At 69.5% G+C, this 23,649-nt stretch carries 24 protein-coding genes and 1 pseudogene; 11 read left to right on the forward strand and 14 right to left on the reverse strand.

What is annotated here, in order from left to right:
- Positions 1 to 1,766, reverse strand: a 1,766-nt coding sequence (locus V8688_RS23550; RefSeq protein WP_342801711.1) for a non-ribosomal peptide synthetase, incomplete at its 3' end; no start/stop codon positions are given.
- Positions 1,767 to 1,921: 155 nt separating this feature from the next.
- Here V8688_RS23550 and V8688_RS23555 point away from each other — a divergent pair.
- Entirely contained in the window at positions 1,922 to 2,329 is a 408-nt protein-coding gene (locus tag V8688_RS23555; RefSeq protein WP_218716695.1) for a hypothetical protein, read from the forward strand.
- 1 nt (position 2,330) lies between these two features.
- On the opposite strand, the gene V8688_RS23560 is transcribed toward V8688_RS23555, so the two are convergent.
- The gene (locus V8688_RS23560; RefSeq protein ID WP_342801712.1) at positions 2,331 to 3,488 is read right to left on the reverse strand and encodes an epoxide hydrolase family protein; all 1,158 of its coding nucleotides are present in this window, start codon (positions 3,486 to 3,488) and stop codon (positions 2,331 to 2,333) included.
- Positions 3,489 to 3,601: 113 nt separating this feature from the next.
- Complete coding sequence (nrdF, locus tag V8688_RS23565) at positions 3,602 to 4,564, reverse strand: class 1b ribonucleoside-diphosphate reductase subunit beta (protein ID WP_019048442.1); 963 nt, start codon at positions 4,562 to 4,564, stop codon at positions 3,602 to 3,604.
- Between the two features lie 358 nt (positions 4,565 to 4,922).
- Between nrdF and V8688_RS23570 the strand changes: the two genes are divergently transcribed.
- Positions 4,923 to 5,915, forward strand: coding sequence for a hypothetical protein (locus tag V8688_RS23570; RefSeq protein ID WP_218716697.1), 993 nt, complete (start codon positions 4,923 to 4,925; stop codon positions 5,913 to 5,915).
- A gap of 126 nt (positions 5,916 to 6,041) precedes the next feature.
- Entirely contained in the window at positions 6,042 to 7,019 is a 978-nt protein-coding gene (locus V8688_RS23575; RefSeq protein WP_218716698.1) for a peptidase, read from the forward strand.
- A gap of 40 nt (positions 7,020 to 7,059) precedes the next feature.
- Here the strand turns inward: V8688_RS23575 and mgtE are convergent, their stop codons facing one another.
- Positions 7,060 to 8,409: a magnesium transporter gene (gene mgtE / locus V8688_RS23580; RefSeq protein ID WP_218716699.1), complete on the reverse strand. Its 1,350-nt coding sequence runs from the start codon at positions 8,407 to 8,409 to the stop codon at positions 7,060 to 7,062.
- Positions 8,410 to 8,412: 3 nt separating this feature from the next.
- On the opposite strand from mgtE, the gene V8688_RS23585 reads away from it, so the two are divergent.
- Entirely contained in the window at positions 8,413 to 8,583 is a 171-nt protein-coding gene (locus V8688_RS23585) for a hypothetical protein (RefSeq protein WP_218716700.1), read from the forward strand.
- 288 nt (positions 8,584 to 8,871) lie between these two features.
- Here V8688_RS23585 and V8688_RS23590 read toward each other — a convergent pair whose 3' ends face one another.
- On the reverse strand, positions 8,872 to 9,453 hold the full coding sequence (locus V8688_RS23590; protein WP_342801713.1) for a TetR/AcrR family transcriptional regulator: 582 nt from the start codon (positions 9,451 to 9,453) through the stop codon (positions 8,872 to 8,874).
- An 80-nt stretch (positions 9,454 to 9,533) separates the two neighbouring features.
- Here V8688_RS23590 and V8688_RS23595 point away from each other — a divergent pair, with 80 nt between their 5' ends.
- On the forward strand, positions 9,534 to 10,220 hold the full coding sequence (locus tag V8688_RS23595) for a DUF899 family protein (protein ID WP_218716702.1): 687 nt from the start codon (positions 9,534 to 9,536) through the stop codon (positions 10,218 to 10,220).
- Here V8688_RS23595 and V8688_RS23600 read toward each other — a convergent pair.
- Positions 10,199 to 10,732 carry a hypothetical protein gene (locus V8688_RS23600; RefSeq protein WP_255587028.1) on the reverse strand — a complete coding sequence of 178 codons (534 nt, stop codon included), beginning with the start codon at positions 10,730 to 10,732 and terminating at the stop codon, positions 10,199 to 10,201. The genes V8688_RS23595 and V8688_RS23600 overlap by 22 nt on opposite strands.
- A gap of 179 nt (positions 10,733 to 10,911) precedes the next feature.
- Between V8688_RS23600 and V8688_RS23605 the strand changes: the two genes are divergently transcribed.
- Entirely contained in the window at positions 10,912 to 11,904 is a 993-nt protein-coding gene (locus tag V8688_RS23605; protein ID WP_218716703.1) for an LLM class F420-dependent oxidoreductase, read from the forward strand.
- A gap of 438 nt (positions 11,905 to 12,342) precedes the next feature.
- Positions 12,343 to 13,779 (forward strand): cellulase family glycosylhydrolase, encoded by a 1,437-nt coding sequence (locus tag V8688_RS23610; RefSeq protein WP_342801715.1) that lies wholly within the window; start codon positions 12,343 to 12,345, stop codon positions 13,777 to 13,779.
- A gap of 100 nt (positions 13,780 to 13,879) precedes the next feature.
- Here V8688_RS23610 and V8688_RS23615 read toward each other — a convergent pair whose 3' ends face one another.
- Positions 13,880 to 15,286 carry a DUF2252 domain-containing protein gene (locus V8688_RS23615; protein ID WP_316575715.1) on the reverse strand — a complete coding sequence of 469 codons (1,407 nt, stop codon included), beginning with the start codon at positions 15,284 to 15,286 and terminating at the stop codon, positions 13,880 to 13,882.
- A 171-nt stretch (positions 15,287 to 15,457) separates the two neighbouring features.
- On the opposite strand from V8688_RS23615, the gene V8688_RS23620 reads away from it, so the two are divergent.
- A complete protein-coding gene (locus V8688_RS23620; protein ID WP_342801714.1) occupies positions 15,458 to 15,910 on the forward strand; it encodes an RDD family protein in 453 nt (150 codons plus the stop codon).
- Positions 15,911 to 15,960: 50 nt separating this feature from the next.
- On the opposite strand, the gene nrdE is transcribed toward V8688_RS23620, so the two are convergent.
- The 4 genes from nrdE to V8688_RS23640 form a co-directional block, all read right to left on the reverse strand.
- Positions 15,961 to 18,042 (reverse strand): class 1b ribonucleoside-diphosphate reductase subunit alpha, encoded by a 2,082-nt coding sequence (nrdE, locus tag V8688_RS23625; protein WP_255587059.1) that lies wholly within the window; start codon positions 18,040 to 18,042, stop codon positions 15,961 to 15,963.
- A 59-nt stretch (positions 18,043 to 18,101) separates the two neighbouring features.
- Positions 18,102 to 18,572: a class Ib ribonucleoside-diphosphate reductase assembly flavoprotein NrdI gene (gene nrdI, locus V8688_RS23630; protein WP_316575717.1), complete on the reverse strand. Its 471-nt coding sequence runs from the start codon at positions 18,570 to 18,572 to the stop codon at positions 18,102 to 18,104.
- Positions 18,573 to 18,595: 23 nt separating this feature from the next.
- Positions 18,596 to 18,829 carry a redoxin NrdH gene (locus tag V8688_RS23635; RefSeq protein ID WP_218716707.1) on the reverse strand — a complete coding sequence of 78 codons (234 nt, stop codon included), beginning with the start codon at positions 18,827 to 18,829 and terminating at the stop codon, positions 18,596 to 18,598.
- A gap of 391 nt (positions 18,830 to 19,220) precedes the next feature.
- Positions 19,221 to 19,790, reverse strand: coding sequence for an NAD(P)H-dependent oxidoreductase (locus V8688_RS23640; RefSeq protein ID WP_218716708.1), 570 nt, complete (start codon positions 19,788 to 19,790; stop codon positions 19,221 to 19,223).
- 132 nt (positions 19,791 to 19,922) lie between these two features.
- Between V8688_RS23640 and V8688_RS23645 the strand changes: the two genes are divergently transcribed.
- Positions 19,923 to 20,534, forward strand: coding sequence for a TetR/AcrR family transcriptional regulator (locus V8688_RS23645; protein ID WP_255587060.1), 612 nt, complete (start codon positions 19,923 to 19,925; stop codon positions 20,532 to 20,534).
- 6 nt (positions 20,535 to 20,540) lie between these two features.
- Positions 20,541 to 21,365, forward strand: coding sequence for an ammonia-dependent NAD(+) synthetase (nadE, locus tag V8688_RS23650; protein ID WP_218716710.1), 825 nt, complete (start codon positions 20,541 to 20,543; stop codon positions 21,363 to 21,365).
- Between the two features lie 33 nt (positions 21,366 to 21,398).
- Here nadE and V8688_RS23655 read toward each other — a convergent pair whose 3' ends face one another.
- From V8688_RS23655 to moaA, 3 genes are read right to left on the reverse strand one after another with little or no spacing between them, the layout of a single operon-like run.
- A complete protein-coding gene (locus V8688_RS23655) occupies positions 21,399 to 21,764 on the reverse strand; it encodes a DUF1801 domain-containing protein (RefSeq protein WP_218716711.1) in 366 nt (121 codons plus the stop codon).
- A gap of 4 nt (positions 21,765 to 21,768) precedes the next feature.
- Entirely contained in the window at positions 21,769 to 22,011 is a 243-nt protein-coding gene (locus V8688_RS23660) for a MoaD/ThiS family protein (RefSeq protein ID WP_316575720.1), read from the reverse strand.
- On the reverse strand, positions 22,004 to 23,062 hold the full coding sequence (moaA, locus tag V8688_RS23665; RefSeq protein WP_218716713.1) for a GTP 3',8-cyclase MoaA: 1,059 nt from the start codon (positions 23,060 to 23,062) through the stop codon (positions 22,004 to 22,006). The genes V8688_RS23660 and moaA overlap by 8 nt, the downstream gene beginning before the upstream one ends.
- Before the next feature lie 142 nt (positions 23,063 to 23,204).
- On the opposite strand from moaA, the pseudogene V8688_RS23670 reads away from it, so the two are divergent.
- Positions 23,205 to 23,649: pseudogene (locus tag V8688_RS23670) on the forward strand (molybdopterin molybdenumtransferase MoeA); the annotation flags it as partial.

A 23,649-nucleotide genomic window follows, 5' to 3' on the forward strand; every position in this document is an offset into this window, starting at 1 on the left:
CGCGGCGCCGCCTGCGCCAGGTGGCGGATCGCGACGGCGAGCCGGGCCACCGTCGGTGCGTCGAACACGGTGCGCACCGGGATCTGCTTGCCGGTCGCCGCGCCGAGGCGCGCCCCGAGCTGGGCGGCGAGCAGCGAGTTCCCGCCGAGGGCGAAGAAGTCGTCCTGGGCGGCGACCGAGTCCACGCCCAGCAGGCCGGCCATGACCGTGCCGATCAGCCGCTCGACCGAATCCGTCGGCGCCGCACCGCCTCGGGAGGCGAACACCGGGGCGGGCAGCGCGGCGCGGTCGACCTTGCCCACCGGCGTCAACGGCAGCTCGTCGAGCACGATCACGGTCGCGGGCACCGCGTGCGCGGCGAGTCTGCTCCGCGCGAATGTCAGCAGCGCGCCGGTGTCGACGGCCCGACCCGGCTCGGCCGTCACGTAACTCACCGGCACCCGCGCCCCCGCCGGGGTCTCCCACCCGGTGGTGATCGCCGAGCGGACCGCATCATGGCCGGTCAGGACGGCGTCGATCTCGCCCGGCTCGACGCGGACGCCGAGCACCTTGAGCTGGAAGTCGGTGCGGCCGAGGAACTCCAGGGCCGCCGCGTCACCGCGATGCGCGCGGACCAGATCACCCGTGCGGTACATCCGGGCGCCGGGCCGGCCGAAGGGATCGGCCACGAAGCGCGTCGCCGACGTCCCCGGCCTGCGCCGGTACCCGCGCGCCACACCGGGGCCGGTCAGGTAGAGCTCACCGGGCTCGCCGGGTGGCACGGGACGCAGGCGATCGTCCAGGATCATCGCCGACCAACCGTCGAACACCGTCCCGAGCACCACCGGCTCACCCGCGGACAGCGTTGTCGCGGTGACGAAGATCGTCGTCTCGGTCGGGCCGTAGGCGTTGACGTAGATCCGCCCCGGCGCCCATCGCGCCACCAGCGCCGGGTCCGAGACGTCACCGCCGACCACCAGCCCGCGCAGTGTCCCGTGGCGCGCCGGGTCGAGGGTGGCCAGCACCCCGGGGGTGAGCACGGCGTGGGTGACCGCCCGGTCGGCGATGAGCTCGTCGAGTTCACCACCACCGGTGATCTCCGGCGGCACGATGACCGCCGTCGCCCGGTGCGTGCATATCAGCATCAGCTCGAGCACGAACAGGTCGAAACCCGGTGAGCTGACCTGGAGGACGCGCGCCCGCTCGAACGAGCCGAGCCGCGCCGACACCGCCGCGACCAGCGTCGCGAGCCCGCGGTGGGTCACGGCGACCGACTTCGGCGCCCCGGTCGAGCCGGAGGTGTAGAGGACATAGGCGAGCTGGTCCAGGTGTGTCGGCGCGACCCGGTCGGCCTCGGTGAGCGGCGCCGGATCATGGCGCGCGCACCGCCGCGCGAAGTCGGGGTCGTCGAGCACCAGCCAGGTGATCCAGGTCGGCAGCTCGGCGAGCATCGACCGGGTGGTGATGCCGATGGTGGCGGCGGCATCGGCCAGCAGGTAGCGGCGCCGGGCCTGCGGCTGGCGCAGGTCCACCGGCAGGACGGCCGCACCGGTCACGGCCACCGCCCACACCGCGCGCACCAACTCCGCCGAGCGCGGCAGGGCCAGCACCACCACGGACTCGGGGCCGACCGCGTGCGTGATCAGCTCCCTGGCGAGCCGATGCGCCGCACCGGACAGGGTCGCGTAGGTCCAGCTCTCGTCGCCGTCGACGACGGCGATCCCCGCACCGGATCCGCCGCGATCGAGGATGTCACCGAGGGTGGCCTGTGGTCCGATCGCGGTCATGCTCCGATTAGATCGGCAACCGGATAGATCGGAAAACCCCGATTTCCATGGGCAAACCGCAGGTAGCAGCGTGATTGCTATCATGGCGTGCAGTGATCCATGACGTCGCGCCGTCTCGGCGCCGTTGCTCCGTCGCCGCTGTACGAGGAGGAAACATGGCTCAGGATTCCGAGGGTGCACCGATCCCGCCCGCGTCCGACAACGCCGCCGATCTGGACCTGCCGTGGGCCCCGCGCGACCATCCGTGGAGCGGACACCGCGCCGAGCACGACGCGCTCGAATGGGCCAAGGGCGATCCGCGGAAGCTGGCCGGAATCTATCTGTACCGGCAGCCCGGCGGTAACCCGGCGACCGAGGCCGACTACAAGTTCCCGGTCGCCGACATCATCGACGGACAGCCCACCCGCGTCTTCCACGCCGTCGCCAATGCCGCGGCCCGGCTCGACCAGGCCGATATCCCCGAGGCCGACCGTACCCGGGTCAAACACCGGATCAGCGAGCTGTACCGGGACGCGGCGAAGGCCTTCGACGACCCCGATCTGCGGGCGCCCTGGGATCGCTGAGTCAGCGCAGGCCGCGGAAGAACGCGCGGATGTCGCCGACCAGTAGCTCCGGCGCCTCCATCGCCGCGAAGTGCCCGCCCCGGTCGAACTCCGACCAGTGCACGATGTGGGCATTGCCTTGGGCGTAGCGGCGAATGGCGACGTCCTCGGCGAAGACCGCGACGCCGGCCGGCGTGGTCGACGGGGTGCTCGACCACGAGCGGGTGTGCGTGGCCTCGTAGTACAGGGCGGCCGAGGAACCCGCGGTGCCGGTGAGCCAGTAGAGCATCACATTGGTGAGCAGCCGATCTCGGTCCACGGCCGCCTCCGGGAGTTCGTCGGCCGGGAACGTCCACTCCTTGAACTTCTCCACGATCCACGCGAGCTGACCGATCGGTGAGTCGTGCAGACCGTAGGCGAGGGTCTGCGGCCGGGTCGCCTGGATCCGGAAGTAGCCACTGCCCTCGCCCTTGAACTGCGCGAGCCGGTCGAGCCGGGCCAGTTCGGCCGCGGTCATCGTCGCCTTGTCCGCGTCGGTGACCGGCCCGAACGGCAGGAAGCCGACGGTCGCGGCATTGACGTGCACGCCGATCACCCGGTCCCCGCCCGCCCGCCCGACCTCGGGGGTGATGAACGCGCCCCAGTCACCACCCTGCGCGCCGAACCGCTGGTAACCGAGCCTGGTCATGAGCTCGACCCAGGCCGCGGCGATCCTGGCCGGATTCCAGCCGGCGTCGGTCACCGGGCCGGAGAACCCGTACCCGGGCAGCGAGGGGATCACCAGATGGAAGGCGTCGTCGGGATCGCCGCCGTGGGCGCCGGGATCGGTGAGCGGCCCGATCACGTCCAGGAATTCGACGACCGACCCCGGCCAGCCGTGCGTGAGCAGCAGCGGTGTCGCGTCGGGCCGGGCCGAGCGCACATGCAGGAAATGGATGCGCTGGCCGTCGATCTCGGTGGTGAACTGCGGGAACGCGTTCAGTTCCGCCTCGGCCGCCCGCCAGTCGTAGGTGGTGCGCCAGTACTCGGCCAGTTCCCGCAGGTACCCCACCGGAACACCGCGGCGCCACTCGGCGCCCGGCTGCTCGGCGGGCCAGCGCGCGTCGGTCAGCCTGCGACGCAGATCGTCCAGGTCGCGCTGGGCGATGTCGATGCGGAAGGGAGTGATCGCGGTGCTCATCCCCGCGACGCTACGGACCGAACGCGATCTCGGGAACACCGTGTTCGCCGCCCACCGGAAATCGGTAGGCGGCGAGGCGGATTCGGCCGCGCGGGCTCAGGACGCGGGTTCGCTCAGAACTCCCAGTCCTCGTCTTCGGTATTGACCGCCTTGCCGATGACGTAGCTGGAACCCGAGCCGGAGAAGAAGTCGTGGTTCTCGTCGGCGTTGGGCGACAGCGCCGACAGGATCGCCGGGTTCACCTCGCACTCGTCCTTCGGGAACAGGCCCTCGTAGCCGAGGTTCATCAGCGCCTTGTTGGCGTTGTAGCGCAGGAACTTCTTGACGTCCTCGGTGAGGCCGACCTCGTCGTAGAGATCCTGGGTGTAGTCGACCTCGTTGTCGTAGAGCTCGAAGAGCAGCTCGAAGGTGTAGTTCTTGAGCTCGTCGCGCTCGGCCTGGGAGACCAGCTCGAGGCCCTTCTGGTACTTGTAGCCGATGTAGTAGCCGTGCACGGCCTCGTCACGGATGATCAGGCGGATCATGTCGGCGGTGTTGGTCAGCTTGGCCCGCGAGGACCAGTGCATCGGCAGGTAGAAGCCGGAGTAGAACAGGAAGCTCTCCAGCAGGGTGGAGGCGACCTTGCGCTTGAGCGGGTCCTCGCCGTTGTAGTACGACAGGACGATCTCGGCCTTGCGCTGCAGGTTGCGGTTCTCCTCCGACCAGCGGAACGCCTCGTCGATCTCCTTCGACGAGCACAGCGTGGAGAAGATGGAGCTGTAGCTCTTGGCGTGCACCGACTCCATGAACGCGATGTTGGTGTACACCGCTTCCTCGTGCGGGGTGAGCGCGTCGGGGATGAGCGAGACCGCGCCGACGGTGCCCTGGATGGTGTCCAGCAGCGTCAGGCCGGTGAAGACCCGCATGGTGAGCTGCTTCTCGTCGGGGGTCAGGGTGTTCCAGGAGGGGATGTCGTTGGACACCGGCACCTTCTCCGGTAGCCAGAAGTTGCCGGTCAGGCGATCCCAGACCTCGGCGTCCTTCTCATCGGGCACCCGATTCCAGTTGATGGCGCTGACCCGATCGATGAGCTTCATTCCGCCTCCACACCTTTCCGCCTGACCGTTGACCCGCACCGCCGCCGTGTACGAGCCCGTTCACCCTGAACACTACTCGTAGTGGGTGACATCTCCCGCCAACACAACAGCTTGTGTTGCAGCGCATCGAACCCCGCCGCTCCGACAGGACACCCGCGCCACACACGCGGCCCCTATTGTGCGGCACGACCGCCGCGGCACCACCATCGCACCGCCCGTGATTCGCCACATACGCGCGCGACCGCGTCCCCGCGTGAATCCGGCCACGCGAGGTGCCTTTGCATTCTCACCGGGCACCCGGCAAACTGCGGCTCGCGTGTCCCCGCACGGACACGCGATCACGACAGGGGGATCCACCATGCTCCGCCGGCTGCTCGGCACCACTGTCGCGGCACTTCGCCCGCGCCGGCTCGTACCGCTGATCGCCGTGGCGCTGACCGTGCTCGCGTGTCAGCGCGCGGGCACCCCGGACACCATGCCGACCGGCGGATTCTGGTCCACCGCAGCGGTTTCCGATCAGGAGAAGGCCACGGTGCTGCGCACGGTGCGGGCGATCGACGTGTGCGCGCTCATCCCGCGCGAGTCGGTGACGGGGCTCGGGACCGTGCGGGATGTGGAGAACGTGCACCCGAACCAGTGCCGGATGGGGATCGCGGTCGACGGGCACCTCACCGGGATCGACGCGACCTGGACCACCGGGGTGATGTTCTCCGGCGAACCGACCATGGACGCGCCGGTGACCGAGCAGGCCATGGGCGATGTGCGGGTCCTGTTCGACGACGAGCCGTCCGGCTCGGCCGACCCGCAGGTGCGCGGCAGCTGCCAGGTGTGGGCGCGGTTCGTCGCGGGCGCCGATCTGTCGATGAGCGTGCGGGCGCCGAAGGACGCGTGCGCCACCGCCGAGGCTCTGATGCGGATCGCGCTGAGCGAATGGCGCACGGAGCCGGCGCAGGGCAGCTCGCCCGATTCGGACCGAACGGTGGTCACCGGCGCCGATCCGTGCGCGGTCGCGCCGCTGCTCGGTATCCGGGTGCCGGTGGCCGATCAGGGCGTCACCACGTGCCGGCTGACCATCGACGGTCACCAGGCAATCATCACCTACGACTACAACGAGGAACGCTCGATCACCGACGACACCCCCGCCTTCACCGTGGGCGCGCGGCAGGTCTACCGATTCGACGCACCCGCCGCGCAGTCCGGCATCGCCTCGCTGACCGCGATCGTCGGCCCCACCATGGCGGCGGGCCCCACCGACGCGCTGCTCGGCCCCCGCGTGCCGACGGTCTCGGTCACCGCCGATTCGGGCGCCGCCGAGAAGATCATGCGCGAGACGCTGCCGCTGCTGAACTGACTCGCACCCGGTCACAACGTTCTGGGAACGACCGACGCGAGTTGTTTGCGGCCTGGTTGCCCCGGCGGGCAGACTCGATGGTCGGGCGCGCGTCCGAGCCCGGATCCGTCGAGGACAGGGGTGCTGATGGACCGCAGGTTGGCGCTGGCCGCTGTCGCGTTGCTCGTCTGCGCCGGCTGCGGCGGCGACGACTCGGCGCCCGACCACGAGAAGTTGCCGCCGCTCCCGCCGCCGGTGATGCCCGCTCCACCGCCGGAGTTCTGGTCGCAGGTCCCACGGGATCAGGCCGGGCGGGACGCGGTCGCCCAGGCGACCCGACAGGTCGACGTCTGCGCCGTGTTGCCCCGCGAGACCTTGGCACCGCTGGGCGACATCACCGGTGTGACCGTCGGCTTGGACTCGTGCCGGGCGATCCTGGGCAGCACCACCTCCGGCGAGGGCACCACCCTCACCTGGCACGCCACCCTGCTGCCGGGCCTGACCCCGAGCGCCCGGGGCGTGACCGAGCAGCTCGGTGACGTGACCGTGCGCTCGGTTCCCGACCGCGACGCGGGCGAGCCCCGCTCGTGCGGCGCGACCGCCCACTTCCCCTCCGGCGCCGCGTTCTACCTCGGCCTGTCGACACCGCCGGGGAAGAATCCGTGCACCGTCGCCGACGAGCTGGTCCCCGGCATGATCGACCGCTGGCGGCAATCGCCACCCCAGGGCACCTCCCCCGACACCGTGCCGACCGTGTTGCTCGGCGCCGATCCGTGCACGGTCCGCACGAAACTCGCCGACACCGTCCCCGACGACGAACAGCGTCTCACCCAATGCCTGTTCGGTTACCGCGGCGAGAAGATCACCGTCGGCTACGAGTACCGGGTACCCGCTTACCTCGCCGCCAACAGCACCGAGGAACACATCGACGGCCGCGTCGTGCACCGCTCGGTCTCGGTCTACGACAACCGGATTCCGATCTACACCGCCGCCGTCGGCCCCGAGCTTCCGGCCGAATCCACCGCCTTCGGCCGCCGCATCCCGATCGTGGAGGTCGTCGCCGCCACCGACGACGTCGCCCGAGACGTGATGGCGCGCGCCCTCACCTTGTTCCCCCAGGGCTGACGGCGACCCGGGGCCCCTGGTCGCCGCGGCCCGGATCGGGTCAGATGCCGAGGACGAGCTTGGCGGTGGTGAAGTAGATGATCAGGCCGGTGGCGTCGACCAGGGTGGTGACCATCGGGGCCGAGACCACGGCGGGGTCGATGCGGAACTTCTTGGCCAGCAACGGCATCGTGCCGCCGATGGTGGCGGCCCAGCCGCAGATGATGACCAGGGTGATGGCGACGACGACGGCGATCTTGGGGCCGACGAACAGCGTGCCGATCAGCAGGCCGGCCGCGGCGAGCATGCTGCCGAGCACCAGGCCGACCCGGCATTCCCGCCAGATCACCTTGAACAGGTCCGACACCCGCACCTCGCCGACGGCCAGGGCGCGCACACACGCCGTCGCGGCCTGCGCGCCCGCATTGCCGCCCGCGCCGATCAGCAGCGGGATGAACAGCGCCAGGCTGGCCGCCTGCTCGAGCGTGGTGGAGAAGACGTCGGTGACGCTGACGGTCAGTGTGGCGGCGAACAACAGCAGCATCAGCCACAGCGCCCGGTAGCGCGCCAGCTGGAACACCTTGGCGGCCATGTAATGGCCCTCCCACGGCGCCGAACCGGCCTGCTTGGCCACGTCCTCGCTGTCGGCGGCCTCGAGCACCTCCATCGCGTCATCGATGGTGAGCAGCCCGACGACCCGGTCCTCGCTGTCGACGACGACCAGGTTGATGTCGTTGGTGGAACTCATCAGGCGCGCGGCCTTCTCGGCGGAGTCGGTGGCCCGCGCGAACGCCGGTTCGGTGACGACCAGCTCCGACACCATCGCGTCCGGCGCATGCAGGACCAGCTCGCGCAGTTCGACGATGCCGGTGAGCCGACGACCACAGTCGACGACCGGCAGGGTGTACACCGTCTCGGCGTTGCCGCCCTTGGCGCGCACCCAGGCCAGCGCCTGCGCGACGGTCAGATTATCCGGCAGCGCGACGACTTCCGGCGTCATGTACAGCCCGACCGAGCCCTCCGGGTAGCCCAGCAGCGCGGCGGTCATCCGGCGCTCGCGCGGGCTCAGCCCGGCCAGCACCTTCTTGGCGACCTTGGCGGGCGCCTCGTGCAGCATGCGGGCGCGGTCGTCGGGGTCCATCGCCTCGACCAGATCGCGAAAGCTCTTCTCGCGCAGGCCCTGCAGGATCTGCTGCTGGTCGACCGGCTCGAGTTCCTCGAACACGGTGATCGCGCGATCCTTGTCGAGCAGCCGGAACACGACGCCCGCCTGCACGGCGTCCATCCGGGCCAGCGCGTCGGCGATGACATGCGGCGGGCGGTTGTCGAGCCACTCCATGGCGCCGTCGACCCGGTGGGTCTCGACGAGGTGGCGCACCGATTCCGACAGGATCTCCAGCGCCTCGGTCACCGAATGATCATCGGCGCCGGAGCGGTGGTGCTGCTGCGGCGAATCCGCTTCCGGCACAGCGGAATCGGCGGCTACGTGACGGGCTTCGACGAGGTCGATCTGCGACATGGGAGAGTCCTCTGGCGCGACAGCGCGCATGCCTGCGGCCTGGCCGCGGGGATGCTACGTGAGTGAATCGGGAGACGGTGTGTCCACCGCGGGCGTCCACCGCCACAGCCGTCACGCACAGCCGAAGGAAATCGACCGGGAATCAGCGAGAGAGCGAAGGGGAGACGCCGCGCGGCCTTCGACTGGGGGGTTCGCTGCGCATCGCAACACCACCTCCTCGTCGTCGCTGCAGGCCATCGCCAGTGCAGATCGCTCGGAGTACCCACCCGGGCACACCCTTCCACCTGCAGGGTACATGCGGAGCCCAGACGTTTCATCTTTACACCGACGTACCACTGGTCACAGTGACCTCGATCACATCACGGGCGGCAATCCGGCGACCACCGTGTCGACCGCCTGCTCGGCAAGGCGCCACACCTCGGCGCGATCGAGATGGCGCAGCGGCCCCCGCAACGCCAGCTCGGCGAAGCCGTGCACGGTGGACCAGCAGCTCCAGGTCGCCGCCGGACGAGCGGCGGGCGCCAGATCGCCGACGTGGACCATCATGTCGAGCGCGTCGGCGAGAGCCAGGTAGGCGGGCGAGTCGAGCACCGACTCCGGCGAGGTGTCGCCCGCGCCGAAGAACGCGACGGCGAACCAGCCCGGCTCGGCCAGCGCGAAGGCGATATAGCCGAGGCCGACGGCGCGCAGGCTGTCGCGCGGGGTGGCCAGGCGCCGGTCGGTGGTCATCCCGGTCGCCATCGCGGCCTCGATCGCCGCCGACACCGCGCGCAGCAGCGCCTGCCGGTCCGGAAAGTGCCGGTAGGCGGCGTTCGGCGTGACGCCGACCCGGCGGGTGACCTCGCGGATCGTCAGCGCGTCGGGACCACCGGCCCGGGTGAGCTCCAGCCCGGCCTCGACGAGCGCGGCGGCGAGATCGCCGTGGTGATACGCCAACCCTTGAGCTCCCTCCGACCGAAGTGTACGGTGTGAACATATCAAATGTGCACGCCGTACACATTCAAGGAGTGGCCCTCATGACCGCATTGCCGACCATCGTCGATCGCGACACCTGGCAGGCCGAGCTCGACAAGCTCCGGATCAGAGAGAAGGCCGCGACGCGCGAACTCGACGCCGTCGCCGCGCAGCGACGGCGCCTGCCCGCCGTCGAACTGCCCCCGTACACGCTCGAAGCCGAAGACGGGAGCGCTGTTCCGCTCGCCGAGGTCTTCGACGGGAAGTCCCAGCTGATCACCTATCACCACATGTGGACCGACGGAAACACCTGGCAGTGCCCCGGCTGCACCGGCCTCACCGCGCAGTACGCCCGGCTGGACTTCCTCGCCGCCTACGACGCGCGCTTCGTCATCGTGACCCAGGGCCCGATCGAGGAGGCTCTCGCCTACAAGCGCCGCGTCGGCAACACGATGACGTGGTACTCCACCCATGACAGCCCGTTCGGCGCCGACATGGGCGCGGGCCCGGGCGCGGGCTTCGCGGTCAACACCTTCCTGCGCGACGGCGACACCGTCTACCGCAGCTGGCACACCGACGGCCGCGGCACCGAACAGCTCGCCTACACCTTCGGCCTGATCGACGCGCTCCCCTACGGCAGGCAGGAGGAATGGCAGGACAGCCCCGAGGGCTGGCCGCAGTCACCGACCTACAGCCGCTGGCCCAGCTCCCAGGACATCGCCGCCTCCTACGGCGACCCGAACGTCTGACCCGCCGCGTAGAGATCCGCGCGGATCACCCGCTCGACCGCGGGCCAGTCCGGCGTGTGACACAGCCAGTCCGGCGCGGGCGCGGCCTGCGCGCCGAACAGGTACAGCCGCGGCACCAGCCCGCGCAGCGCCGCGTGCACGTCGAGGCGGTCGTCGATCATGTGAGTGATGCCCAATTCCGCGCAGTGCGGCGCCTTGTCGGCGCGGGTGCGACAGAACCGCAGGTGCTCGCGCGGGATGCCGGTGCGCGCGGCGAAATCGTGGTGATCGAGCCACTGCCTGGTGCGTTCCTCGATCCGCGGGCCGCATTTGGAGATCACCCAGGCGTTGCCGCCGAAGCGGGTCACCAGGCGGGCCAGCGCGTCGAAGGCGTGCGGAGTGGGCGGGGTGCTCATCGCCTCGGCGAAGCCGCCGGACAGGAAGACCGTGTCCGCGGCACCCGGCGCGAGCGCCGCCCCCTGGATGACCCGGCCGAAGTCCACGCCGAGGCGTGGTTGTCGCATATCGTTCATACGGCTCTCAGCATGCCCGCCCGCGACGGCCCCGCCAAGCGAATAACCGCCGGTCCGGGATTCAGCGCGCCGAGCGTTCAATAGTTGCCTCGGTGCGCGGCAGTGGGAAAAGTGGGCAGGGCAGCCGCGGTGCGAGGCGCCGCGACCTCCGGCTCGATCATCACACTGAGGAGAATCACGTGCGCTTCGGCATCTTCGTCCCCCAGGGCTGGCGGCTCGACCTGGTCGGTATCGAACCGGCGGACCAGTGGGCGGTGATGCGCGAGCTCGCCCAGCGGTTCGATACGGGCACCGACTGGGAATCCCTCTGGGTCTACGACCACTTCCACACCGTGCCGGTGCCGACCAACGAGGCCACCCACGAGGCGTGGACCCTGATGTCGGCGTTCGCGGCCAGCACCTCCCGCGTGCGGCTCGGGCAGATGTGTACCGCCATGAGCTACCGCAACCCCGCCTACCTGGCCAAGGTGGCCGCCACCGTCGACCTGATCTCGGGCGGCCGGGTGGAGATGGGCATCGGCGGCGGGTGGTACGAACACGAGTGGCGCGCTTACGGTTACGGCTTCCCGCCGGCCGGTGAGCGACTCGGCCGCCTGGACGAGGGTGTGCAGATCTTCCGGCAGGCCTGGCGGACCGGCCGGGCCACCCTCGACGGGAAGTACTACCAGGTCGACGACGCGATCGTGCACCCGAAGCCGTTGCAGGAGAACGGCATTCCGATCTGGATCGCCGGTGGCGGCGAGAAGAAGACGCTGCGGATCGCCGCGACGTACGCCGACTACACCAACTTCAGTGGCGAACCGGCGGAATTCACCCGCAAGTCGGAGATCCTGCGCCAGCACTGCGCCGAGGTCGGCACCGATTTCGACGCGATCACCCGCAGCGCCAACTTCAACGCCATCATCGGCAGCACCGAATCCGAAGTCCAGGAACGCCTTTCCGCCGTCATCGACCGCTACACCCCGTTCCTGGGCGCCGACGAGGCCAAGGCCCGCGTGCACGAGCAGTTCGACACCAGCGCCGCCGTCGGCACCCCCGAGCAGATCATCGAACGCCTCACCGCCGTCCAGGATCTCGGCCTCGACTACGCCATCTGCAACTTCCCCGAGGCCGCCTACGACACCTCCGGCATCGAACTCTTCGAACGCGAAGTCCTGCCCGCCCTCCGCTGAACCACCCGGGCCCCCGCGATCGCTTCGCCGACCCACAGGAGCGACGCGGGGGCGGATCGAGCTCGCCGCTCCGGCGAGCCGCCCGCACCACCTCGGTCGGTCTCGACATCCCACAGCTGCTCCCCGTCGCCGTGGCGCCCGGTGATGCGCTGGTCGGCGATGTTGCTGACGGTCGTCGTCGCATCGACGGACGCCGCCCCGAGGTCGGTCCCCACCGGGCCCCGACATCTCCTCCGGCCGTGGCGATTCCACTCGTGTGGCCTTGACCACATCGGCAGTCCGACGCTATGGTCTCACGCCAGTACTTGGACGTGCGTTCAGTTGGACGCATGTCTACCAGTGGATCGAGGAACACTGATGGCGAGAGCGGGCATTCGACGGCGGCGAGGGCCGGGGCTATCGCCGAGGTGGGTGGCGGCGTTCGCGCTGGCGATCGGCATGATCGTGAGCGGCGCGATCGCGCCCGCGAGTGCGGAGCCGGGAGTGACACCGCTGCGGGCGCAGGGGGCGGCACTGGTGGACGGATTCGGGCGGACCGTGCTGCTGCACGGAGTGAACACCGTCGACAAGGACGCGCCGTATCTGCAACCCGGTGACGGGTTCGCCCTGAGCGACGACGCGGCGGCGCTGCTCGCCCGGCACGGGTTCAACACCGTGCGGCTCGGGGTGTCCTTCGACGCACTGATGCCGACCGAGGGCGTGGTCGACACGGCCTATCTCGATCGCGTCGAGGCGGTGGTGGATACCCTCGCCGCACACGGGATCTACACCCTGCTCGACAATCATCAGGACGGGTTGTCGCAGATCTGGGGCGGCAACGGCTTTCCCGAGTGGGCGATCCGGGCCAGGCCGGGCGACGGCGAGCCGAATCCCGGCTTCCCGCTGTACTACCTGATGCCGAGCATGAACGCCGGGTGGGACGAGGTCTGGAACAACACCTACGGCGTCCTCGATCATCTCGGGACCGCCCTCGGCGCCCTCGCCGAGCGGATGAACGGGCGCGCGAGCGTGCTCGGGATCGAACTGCTCAACGAACCCTGGCCCGGCACACCGTTTCTCACCTGCTTCCCGGACGGCTGCCCGGACTTCGACGCCGAGTACCAGCGCGCGCTGCAACGGCTGACCGACGCGGTGCGGGCGCGCAACGGCGCGGTGCCGGTGTTCTGGGAGCCGAACGTGACCTGGAACGAGACGATGCCCAGCCATCTGGGCAAGAATCCGCCGATCACCAGCCCGAACATCGTGTTCTCCCCGCACGACTACTGCATCCCCAGCCAGCTCGCCATCTACCTCGGACTGTCCGAGGAACTGCGGGCGGTGTGCCCGGTGCAGCAGGACAAGACCTGGTCCAACATCGACTCCTTCACCGACCGCACCGACATCCCGACCCTCGTCACCGAATTCGGCGACGGCGACCCGACCGTGTTGCGCAACACCACCGCCCGCGCCGACGAGCGCTTCATCGGCTGGCACTACTGGCATTTCCGCGGCACCGGCGCCGACCCCTTCCACGGTGATCTCGGCCGCGAATTGGTCCGCACCTACCCTCGCGCCACCGCGGGCATCCCGGAGGCGATGGTGTTCGATTCGGCGACCGGCGATTTCGCCTATCGCTACCGGCCGGCAGCCGCGTCGGCCCCGACCGAGATCTATGTCTCCGACCTGGCCCTGCCCGACACCTACGAGGTACAGGTCAGCGGCGGCCGGGTGACCTCGCCGACCGGAGCGCGGGTGGTCACCGTGGAAGCCGACGGCACCGCACCGGTCACCGTCCGCATCCACCGCCCCGGATCACAGGGTGCCGAGTTGCCCGACGGCAGCGGCACCGGCTCGGCATCGGGCCTGCCACGCATCCTCACCGGTTCGGCGGGGTAGTCGTGTCGTCGCTGCGCCGCCACTTCCCCGGCAGCGCAGCGACGATGCCGACCGTCCGAGACGCCGTCACCGGTCACGCGTCCCGACGTGCCTCACGGGATCAAGCCCAGCCGACCTCGTGGGCGTCGACCGTGCCGTCGGCGATCGCGGCCACCAGTTGCGCGTGGTCGCGCTCGTTCTGGTCGGCATAGGCGCGGGCGAAGTCGACCAGGGCGGTGTCGGTGCGCTCGCTGCGGCCCAGGTAGTCGGCGATGCGGGCGGCGTCGCCGGAGCGGGCGTGGGCGCGGGCCAGTACCCGGGCGCAGGCGGTGGCGAACTGTTCGAGTTGGGGTGCGACGAGGGCGCCGTCGGCGGTGATCTTCATATCCCGGAACTGACGGACGTAGAAGTCCATGCCGTCCACGCTGGTCCAGCCGAGGAACTTGTCGGTGGTCGATTGCAGCATCCGCTGGCCGTGGGCGACCCGCGAACCGTGGTTGTCGTAGCGGCTCGGCGCCAGGAAGTCCTCGTAGACCGAGCGGCCCGCCTGTTTGACCTGGATGAAGAACGGGTCGCCGGTCCGGCGCTCCTCGAGCAGGGCCAGGTAGACCCGCATCCCGACGCTGCCGACGCCGACCACCTGCCGGGCGACATCGACGACCCGGAACCGGGTCAGCAGCGACCAGATGTGATCGGGCACCGATTCGGCGTAGTCGTGCACGACCGCCCCGACGAGCCTGCGCTGGTCGCCGCCGACCGCCACCCGGAACGGTGGGAGCTCGGTGATCCGCCGTCGCCCGTCCCGGATCTCGGTGAACTTGCCGAACGCGCCACGGCTGGTGCGTTTCACCGACCCACGCCGGATCTCCTTGCGCGCCAGCTCCTGTGCGCGGGGGCCGAAGTAGCCGAGGAAGTCCTCCACGTCGACCCGCTCGTACCAGATGTCGAGCTCGGGGGTGCGCGCGTACTCGGCCATGGCGCGGCGGTACGCGGCCGAGGTCGCCGCCACCGCCGCGTCCGACCGCGCCGCGGGCACCCCGTTGTCCCGGCCGAGCACCACCAGCGAGGCCACCAGGCGTTGCAGATCCCACTCGAACGGGCCGGGCAGCGTCTCGTCGAAATCACGCAGGTCGAAGACGAGATTGCGCTCGGGGCTGGCCCACATCCCGAAGTTCAGCACGTGCGCGTCCCCGCACAGCTGCACGCCGATTCCGGTATTCGGCCGGGAGGCCAGGTCCGCGGCCATGATCGCGGCACCGCCGCGATAGAACGTCCACGGCGAGGCCGCCATGCGCGCCATCCGGATCGGCACGAGATCCGGCGCCCGCAGCGCGTTCTGCGCCAGCACGGTCGCCAGCGCGTCGTGCCCACGCTGCCCGGGATCCCACGCGCCGAGGGCCGAACGCGGCACGATCTTGCGCGAATCCCGGCCTCGCCCAGCCTGTTCCGGCCGTTCGATCCGCTCGCGCGGCGCCAGCGGAAGGTCGAGCCCGTCCCCCACCGTCTTCCCATGCTCCGCGACGGACATCCGGCCTCCTCGGATCGACGCACTGCGCTGCGACACAACAGGGTTGCCTTCCACCGTAACCGGCGGATTCCGGTCCGACGCGCATCGCCGCGGCGCGGCGACCTGGGCTTCCCGCGCACGGCAAGGTCGGCACCGGGTGGTTGTTAAGCGAGGTCGGCCACGCTGGGCCCCATGAGCACGACGACACCGACCCGGCGCGCCGAGCGGACCGGCGGCTACGAGCGCGACGCCGACGGGCGACTGACCTACGTCCGCCCCGACGCCGCGGAGCCGCAGCGCCCGGCAGACGAATTCCCGCTCAGCGGAACCACTTCCACCGGCGACGAGACCGGGGTGATCCCCGCCTTCCTCATCGACACGGCGCTGCACGCCGCCATCGGTGTCACCGTCTGGTACCTCGCGACCGGTTCGACCGCCGTCCTGTACGGCATCGCGGCCTGGCTCGGCGCGTCCTTCCTGCACCGCACGGTCGTCCAGCGGTTCACCCGCACGACCTTCGGTAAATGCTCGTTCGGCCTGCGTCTGCGCTACGCCGACGGCCGCTACCCGTCGCTGTGGCGGTTGATCGGGCAGTGGTTGCGCGGCGGCTGGTGCTGCTTCGATCTGTTCGGCAGTATCGGCTGACGCGAAAGGGGCGGTCTCCCACGGAGACCGCCCCTTTTCCCGCGCTCAGCTCACAGCATGCAGGACACGCAACCCTCGACTTCGGTTCCCTCCAGGGCCATCTGACGCAGGCGGATGTAGTAGAGCGTCTTGATGCCCTTGCGCCAGGCGTAGATCTGGGCCTTGTTCAGGTCGCGGGTGGTGGCGGTGTCCTTGAAGAACAGCGTCAGCGACAGGCCCTGGTCCACGTGCTGGGTGGCCGCGGCGTAGGTGTCGATGATCTTCTCGTAGCCGATTTCGTAGGCGTCGTCGTAGTACTCGAGGTTGTCGTTGTCGAGGTACGGGGCCGGGTAGTAGACGCGGCCGATCTTGCCTTCCTTGCGGATCTCGATCTTCGACGCCACCGGGTGGATCGAGCTGGTGGAGTGGTTGATGTAGGAGATCGACCCGGTGGGCGGGACTGCCTGCAGGTTCTGGTTGTAGATGCCGAACTCCTGCACCGAGGCCTTCAGCTCACGCCAGTCGTCCTGGGTGGGGATGTGCACGCCGGCGTCGGCGAAGAGCTGACGGACCTTGTCGGTCTTGGGCTCCCACGCCTGCTCGGTGTACTTGTCGAAGTACTCGCCGCTGGCGTACTTCGACTCCGCGAAGCCGCCGAACGCGCTGCCGCGCTCCTTCGCGATCAGGTTCGAGGCCCGGATCGCGTGGTAGACCACGGTGTAGAAGTACATGTTGGTGAAGTCGACGCCCTCTTCGGAGCCGTAGTGGACCCGCTCCCGCGCCAGGTAGCCGTGCAGGTTCATCTGGCCGAGGCCGATGGCGTGGGACTCGTTGTTGCCCTGCTCGATCGAGGGCACCGAGTAGATGTGGGTCTGGTCCGAGACGGCGGTCAGCGCGCGGATCGAGGTCTCGATGGTCTGGCCGAAGTCCGGCGAGTCCATCGCCTTGGCGATGTTGAGCGAGCCGAGGTTGCAGGAGATGTCCTTGCCGACCTTCGAGTAGGACAGGTCGTCGTTGAACTCCGAGGGGGTCGAGACCTGCAGGATCTCCGAGCACAGGTTCGAGTGGGTGATCTTGCCCTTGATCGGGTTGGCCCGGTTCACCGTGTCCTCGAACATGATGTACGGGTAGCCCGACTCGAACTGCAGCTCGGCGATGGTCTGGAAGAACTCGCGCGCCTTGATCTTCGACTTGCGGATGCGCTTGTCGTCGACCATCTCGTAGTACTTCTCGGTGACGTCGACATCGGCGAACGGCTTGCCGTAGATGCGCTCGACGTCGTACGGCGAGAACAGGTACATGTCCTCGTTCTTCTTCGCCAGCTCGAAGGTGATGTCGGGGATCACCACGCCCAGCGACAGCGTCTTGATGCGGATCTTCTCGTCCGCGTTCTCCCGCTTGGTGTCGAGGAAGCGGTAGATGTCGGGGTGGTGCGCGTGCAAGTAGACCGCGCCGGCGCCCTGACGCGCGCCCAGCTGGTTGGCGTAGGAGAACGAGTCCTCGAGCAGCTTCATGATCGGGATGACACCCGAGCTCTGGTTCTCGATCTTCTTGATCGGCGCGCCGTGCTCACGGATGTTGCTCAGCAGCAGCGCCACACCGCCGCCGCGCTTGGACAGCTGCAGGGCGGAGTTGATGGAGCGGCCGATCGACTCCATGTTGTCCTCGATGCGCAGCAGGAAGCAGGACACGGGCTCGCCGCGCTGCTTCTTGCCGGAGTTGAGGAAGGTCGGGGTGGCGGGCTGGAACCGGCCGTCGATGATCTCGTCGACCAGCTTGTCCGCGAGGACCTGGTCGCCGGCGGCCAGCGTCAGCGCGACCATCACGACCCGGTCCTCGAACCGCTCCAGGTAGCGCTTGCCGTCGAAGGTCTTGAGCGTGTACGAGGTGTAGTACTTGAACGCGCCGAGGAAGGTCGGGAACCGGAACTTCTTGGCGTAGGCCCGCTGGAACAGGCTCTTGATGTACTCGCGGCTGTACTGGTCGAGGACTTCGGCCTCGTAGTAGTTCTCGTCGACCAGGTAGTCCAGCTTCTCGTCCAGGTTGTGGAAGAAGACGGTGTTCTGGTTGACGTGCTGCAAGAAGTACTGGTGCGCGGCCTCGCGATCCTTGTCGAACTGGATCTGTCCGTCGGGGCCGTACAGGTTCAGCATCGCGTTGAGGGCGTGGTAGTCGAGGACCTCGCCCGCCTCGCCGCGCACCGCGGCCTGCTCTAGGCGGGCAGTCTTGCCGGTCGGTGCTGTGGTTGCTGTTGCCAAAACAATCCCAATCCCTCTCGGACGCGCGCGACGTCCTCAGCGGTTCCCATGAGTTCGAAGCGATACAGGTACGGCACCCCGCATTTTCGCGAGATGATGTCGCCCGCAGCGCAATAGGTATCGCCGAAGTTCGTGTTGCCGGCCGCGATCACCCCGCGCAGCAGGGCGCGGTTGTGCGGGTCGTTGAGGAACTTGGCGACCTGCCGCGGTACGAGGTCCTTGTCGGACCGTTGTCCACCCATCACGTGCCGACCACCCCCGTAGGTGGGGGTGATCAGCACGTAGGGTTCGTCGACGCGCAGCGAATCAGCGGTGTGCAATGGAAGCCGAGTAGCCGGCAGACCCAGCTTCTCGACGAAACGACGAGTGTTCTCCGAAGCGCTGGAGAAGTAGACCAGCCCGCCCGGAGTCGTCCGTTCGGGCATGACGCCTCCTTCCGGCGAAGGTCCTAAGCGGCCGCGACGGCGAGCGACTTGATGCGATCGGGGCGGAAGCCCGACCAGTGATCCTCACCGGCTACGACGACCGGCGCCTGCAGGTAACCGAGCGCCATGACGTAGTCACGGGCCTCGGTGTTCTCGGAGATGTCGATGATCTCGTAGTCCACCCCGGCCTTGTCGAGCGCCTTGTAGGTGGCATTGCACTGGACGCAAGCGGGCTTGGTGTACACGGTGATGGTCATCTAGGTTCTCCCTCTCCTATGCCTGATCCACAGCCTGTGATCCGTATGCAGTGCACGAACGGTGATGCTGCGCAAACTCCTGGATCTGGCGAAGAAAGCCCTGCTCGTAACCCCTTCCCTTGGGCCCGATCAGTGGTGGCTTCACACCGTGTTCCAGTACTGGAGACACTACACCTAGTGGCCGACAGATTGGAACAACACAAGGTGTTGCGAGTCGCACAGATGTAATTCCCACGCCGTAAGTCCCAGGACGCGCGATCGACACGCTGGGAAAACAGTGGCCCAGATCACGATTTTGCATCCCGGCGAGTCTTCAGCAAACTTCGCGGACATGCGAAGGGGCGTCACATCCGCGTGGGATGCGACGCCCCGTGTCGAGCCGACAGGCAGCTTACGCCGAGACGAGCTTGCCGTCCGCAGCGGCAACCAGCTCGTGCACGGTCGCGCCGAGCTGGGTCAGCGCCTCGGCGTCCTGAGCCGGGTGGGTCTGACCGAAACGCTCGCCGATGGTGCCGAAGCGCGCGTGTGCCGCCTCGACGACGACGCCGCCCGCGACACCGATCGCCTTGACCGCGTCACCGTGGGCCCACTCGGCCGCACGCGGGCTGATCGAGGCACTCACCACCGCGACAGGCTTGCCCTTGATCGCACCGGCCGCGTAGGGACGCGAGGCCCAGTCGATGGCGTTCTTCAGCACGGCGGGCAGGGTGCCGTTGTACTCGGGGGTGACCAGCAGGACGGCGTCGGCCGCGGCGACGGCGGCACGCAGCGCCGCGGCCTGCGCGGGCACCGAACCCGCGACGTCCAGGTCCTCGTTGTAGAACGGGATCTCCCCCAGACCCTCGTAGATCGCGATGTCCACACCTTCCGGGGCGGTCTGCACGGCCGCCTCGGCGAGCCTGCGATTGATCGAGCCCGCGCGCAGGCTTCCGACGAGAGTGAGGATGCGGGTCCCGGCCATGACGACTCCTGGTGTACTCAGTGGGATGATCGAAGTTTCATCCGACATTAACCGGACCGCAGTCCGATTACTTCCCGCGGAGGACGTGTGAGCGGCGTGAGCTCCAGCACACCCAGGCCGGACGAGCCGCCGCTGCTGCCGATCGGGCCGCCACGGCCCGGCGAGGCCGAGCCGATCGAGCGCGCCGACGCCGCCCGCAACCGCGCGCTGCTGCTCGACGCGGCCCAGCAGCTGGTGCGTGAGCACGGGGTGGCGGGACTGACGATGGACGCGGTCGCCAAGCGCGCCGGGGTCGGCAAGGGCACCGTCTTCCGGCGGTTCGGTAACCGCACCGGGCTGATGCTGGCCCTGCTCGACCACTCCGAACAGAAATTCCAGGCGGCGTTCATGTTCGGGCCGCCCCCGCTGGGCCCCACCGCGAACCCGGTCGAGCGGTTGATCGCGTTCGGCCGTACGCGCCTGCTCGACGTCGCCGTCGAGGGCGATCTGCACCGCGCCGCGGAGGAGAAGGGGCGGTTCGGCGGCGGCCCGTACGGCCTGCACAAGGCGCATGTCGTGCTGTTGCTGCGGGAGGCCGGGGTGAGCGGGGAACTGCCGCTGGTGGCCGACTCGCTGCTGTCGACATTGTCCGCGGCGCTGGTCATTCACCAGATCGACATCCTGGGCTACACCCGCGCTCAGATCGGCGACAACTGGGAATGGCTCGTTCGCCGCGTCGTTTCCCCTGCCGCACAAGTAGAGTGAGGCGGCATGGGGACACTGCGTGAACAGATCATCGCCGAGTTGGGCGTGCTGCCGGAGATCGAGCCGAAGCAGGAGGTCCGCCGTCGCGTCGACTTCCTCAAGGACTACCTGAACTCCACCCCCGCCCGCGGCTTCGCCCTGGGCATCAGCGGCGGCCAGGACAGCGCCCTGGCGGGCAGGCTGTGCCAGCTCGCCGTCGAGGAACTGCGCGCCGAGGGCGTCGAGGCGACCTTCCTCGCCGTGCGGCTGCCCTACGGCATGCAGGCCGACGAGCACGACGCGCAGATCGCACTGAACTTCATCGACCCCGACCGGGCGGTCGTGGTGAACATCCGGCCCGGCGCCGACGCGGTGGCCGCCGAGGTCGCCGGGGCGCTCGACCACGAGCGGCTGCGCGATTTCGTGCGGGGCAACATCAAGGCCCGCGAGCGGATGGTCGCCCAGTACGCGCTGGCCGGGCAGGAGAACCTGCTGGTCGTCGGCACCGATCACGCCGCCGAGGCGGTCACCGGGTTCTTCACCAAGTTCGGTGACGGCGGCGTCGACCTGACCCCGCTCACCGGTCTCACCAAGCGTCAGGGCGCCGCGCTGCTGCAGGAACTGGGCGCGCCGTCGAGCATCTGGTCCAAGGTCCCCACCGCCGACCTCGAGGACGACCGCCCCGCCCTGCCCGACGAGGAAGCCCTCGGCCTGCGCTACGCCGAGCTCGACGACTACCTCGAGGGCAAGGACGTCACGCCGGAGGTCGCCGCCCGCGTGGAGTCGATCTTCACCAACACCCGGCACAAGCGCACCGTCCCGGTCACCCCGCTCGACACCTGGTGGCGGTAGCCGGCTGCCCGGGATTCCGGCCGCCGGGTCGACTCAGTTCTCCCCCGGCGCGCCGACACCGGACGCCGTCGCGCGCAACAGAGCGCGGACCAGGTCGTAGTCCGGTTCCTTGCGGAAGCGCAGGCAGCCCTTGCCCATGTCCTGGCTCGCCAGGCGCTCGGCGAAGGCGGCGCGGACGTCGGCCCGCAGCAGGTAGAAGGAGATGTACTGCTTCTGGCTCGCGAAGGCGATCTCGCCGACACCATCTCGCTCGTAGGCGGGCATGCCGTAGGCCATGACCTCGGTGCGGCCGGGGAGTTCGGCCAGGCACAGCTCACGCAGCCGGGTCAGCGCCGCGCGCCGATGGTCCGGGAGTTCGGCGAGATAGGCGTCGACGTCGGGAGCCGCGCTCTGGACCATCCTGCTAACCGCCCGCGAACGGGGGCAGGACGTCGACCCGGTCGCGGAGCATGGCCGACGGGTCGCGGGTGAGTTCGTCGCCGATCAGGAAGGCGCAGACCCCGACGAGCGAGTCGACCTCGGAGCCGTAGGCGGCGGCGAGCGAGGCGCGCAGGTCGGCGACGGTCGCGCCCGCGGGCAGGTCGAGCGATTCGGTGCTCTTGCCGACCGCGTCGGCGATCGCGGCGAAGTAGCGGACCTCAACCACCGATGGCTCCCATCGTGCGTTCCGGAGGGACGAAACCGGCGGCGTCGATACCGTGACCGGCCCACTTCTGCCACATGGCGCCGCGCCACAGCTCGGCGACCTCGTCGTCGTCGGCACCGGCGCGCAGCGCGGTCCGCACATCGAACTCCTGGTCGCTGAACAGGCACGAGCGCAGCATGCCGTCGGCGGTGAGCCGGGTCCGGTCGCAGCTGTCGCAGAACTTACGGGTGACGGTGGCGATGATGCCGACCGTGGCCGGGCCGCCGTCGACCAGCCACTTCTCGGCCGGCGCCGAGGGGTCGGCGCGGCCCGCCTCGGTGAGGGTGAACCGTTCGCCGAGCACGTCGAGCAGGTCGGCGGCGGTCACCATGTCGGTGCGCGCCCACTCGTGGTCGGCGTCGAGCGGCATCTCCTCGATGAAGCGCAGCTCGCACTGTTCGGCCAGGCACCACGCGAGCAGGTCGGGCGCACCGGCCAGGTTCTGCCGCATCAGCACCGCGTTCACCTTGACCGGGGCGAGCCCGACATCGCGGGCGGCGCGGATGCCGTCGAGTACCGACTCGAGCCGGTCGCGGCGGGTCAGCCGGGTGAAGTCGGCCCGGTCGACGGTGTCGAGGGAGACATTGACCCGGCTCAGTCCGGCCTCGGCCAGGGCCTTGGCGCGGTGTTCGAGGCCGACGCCGTTGGTCGTCATGGCCAGCGGGGTGTCGGGCACAGCCGCGTGACAGCCCGCGATGATCTGCTCGAGCTCGCGGCGCATCAGCGGTTCGCCGCCGGTGAAGCGGACCTCGCGCACGCCCAGTTCCCGCACGGCCAGCGTCACCAGCCGGACGATCTCGTCGGCGCTGAGCAGTTCCTCGCGCGGAATCGGCGGCAGGCCCTCTTCGGGCATGCAGTAGGTGCAGCGCAGCGAGCACTTCTCGGTGATGGAGACGCGCAGATCGCGCGCGACCCGACCGAAGCGGTCGACGAGGAGCGGCGTCTCGGGCCGGCCGTCGAGGGAGGGCCGCTCCGATCGCACAGCGGGTATCCCCATTTCGACCAGCGTCATCTTTACAGTATGACCCGTCGCCCCCGACGCGGACCGTCCGGAGCGCCGATCCGTCACGAAGTCGACAGCTCACCGTCCGCGCCCCTCGCCGGTGAGCGATCCGGGCCTGACCCGCCGGTCGGACGGCGATTAGGCTGGCAGCATGACTCCCCGGCCCGCCACCGCGTCGGCGCGCAGCGTCGACGAGTACCGCGACACCGTCGCCGCGCTGCTGGCCCCGCTCGCCGACCGCCCGGCCGAGCAGGTGGCGGTGCCCGACGCGCTGGGCCGCGTGCTGACCGCCGACGTGCTGTCCCCGATCGATCTGCCGGTCTTCCGCAACTCGGCCATGGACGGATACGCGGTGCGCGCCGCCGACGTGGCGGTCACGCCGGTCACCCTGCCGGTCGTCGGGGTCGTGGCGGCGGGCAAGCCGGGCACCGAGCCGCTGCCGGCGGGCTCGGCGCTGAAGGTGATGACCGGTGCGCCGATCCCGCCCGGCGCCGACTGCGTCGTCCCGGTCGAGGACGTGCAGGCGGACGAGGGCCGGATCGTGGTCGAGCGCGGCCGGGCCCGCGGTGAGTTCGTGCGCGAGGCCGGCACCGATG

Source organism: Nocardia sp. No.11, assembly GCF_038752175.1.
GTDB lineage: Bacteria > Actinomycetota > Actinomycetes > Mycobacteriales > Mycobacteriaceae > Nocardia > Nocardia canadensis.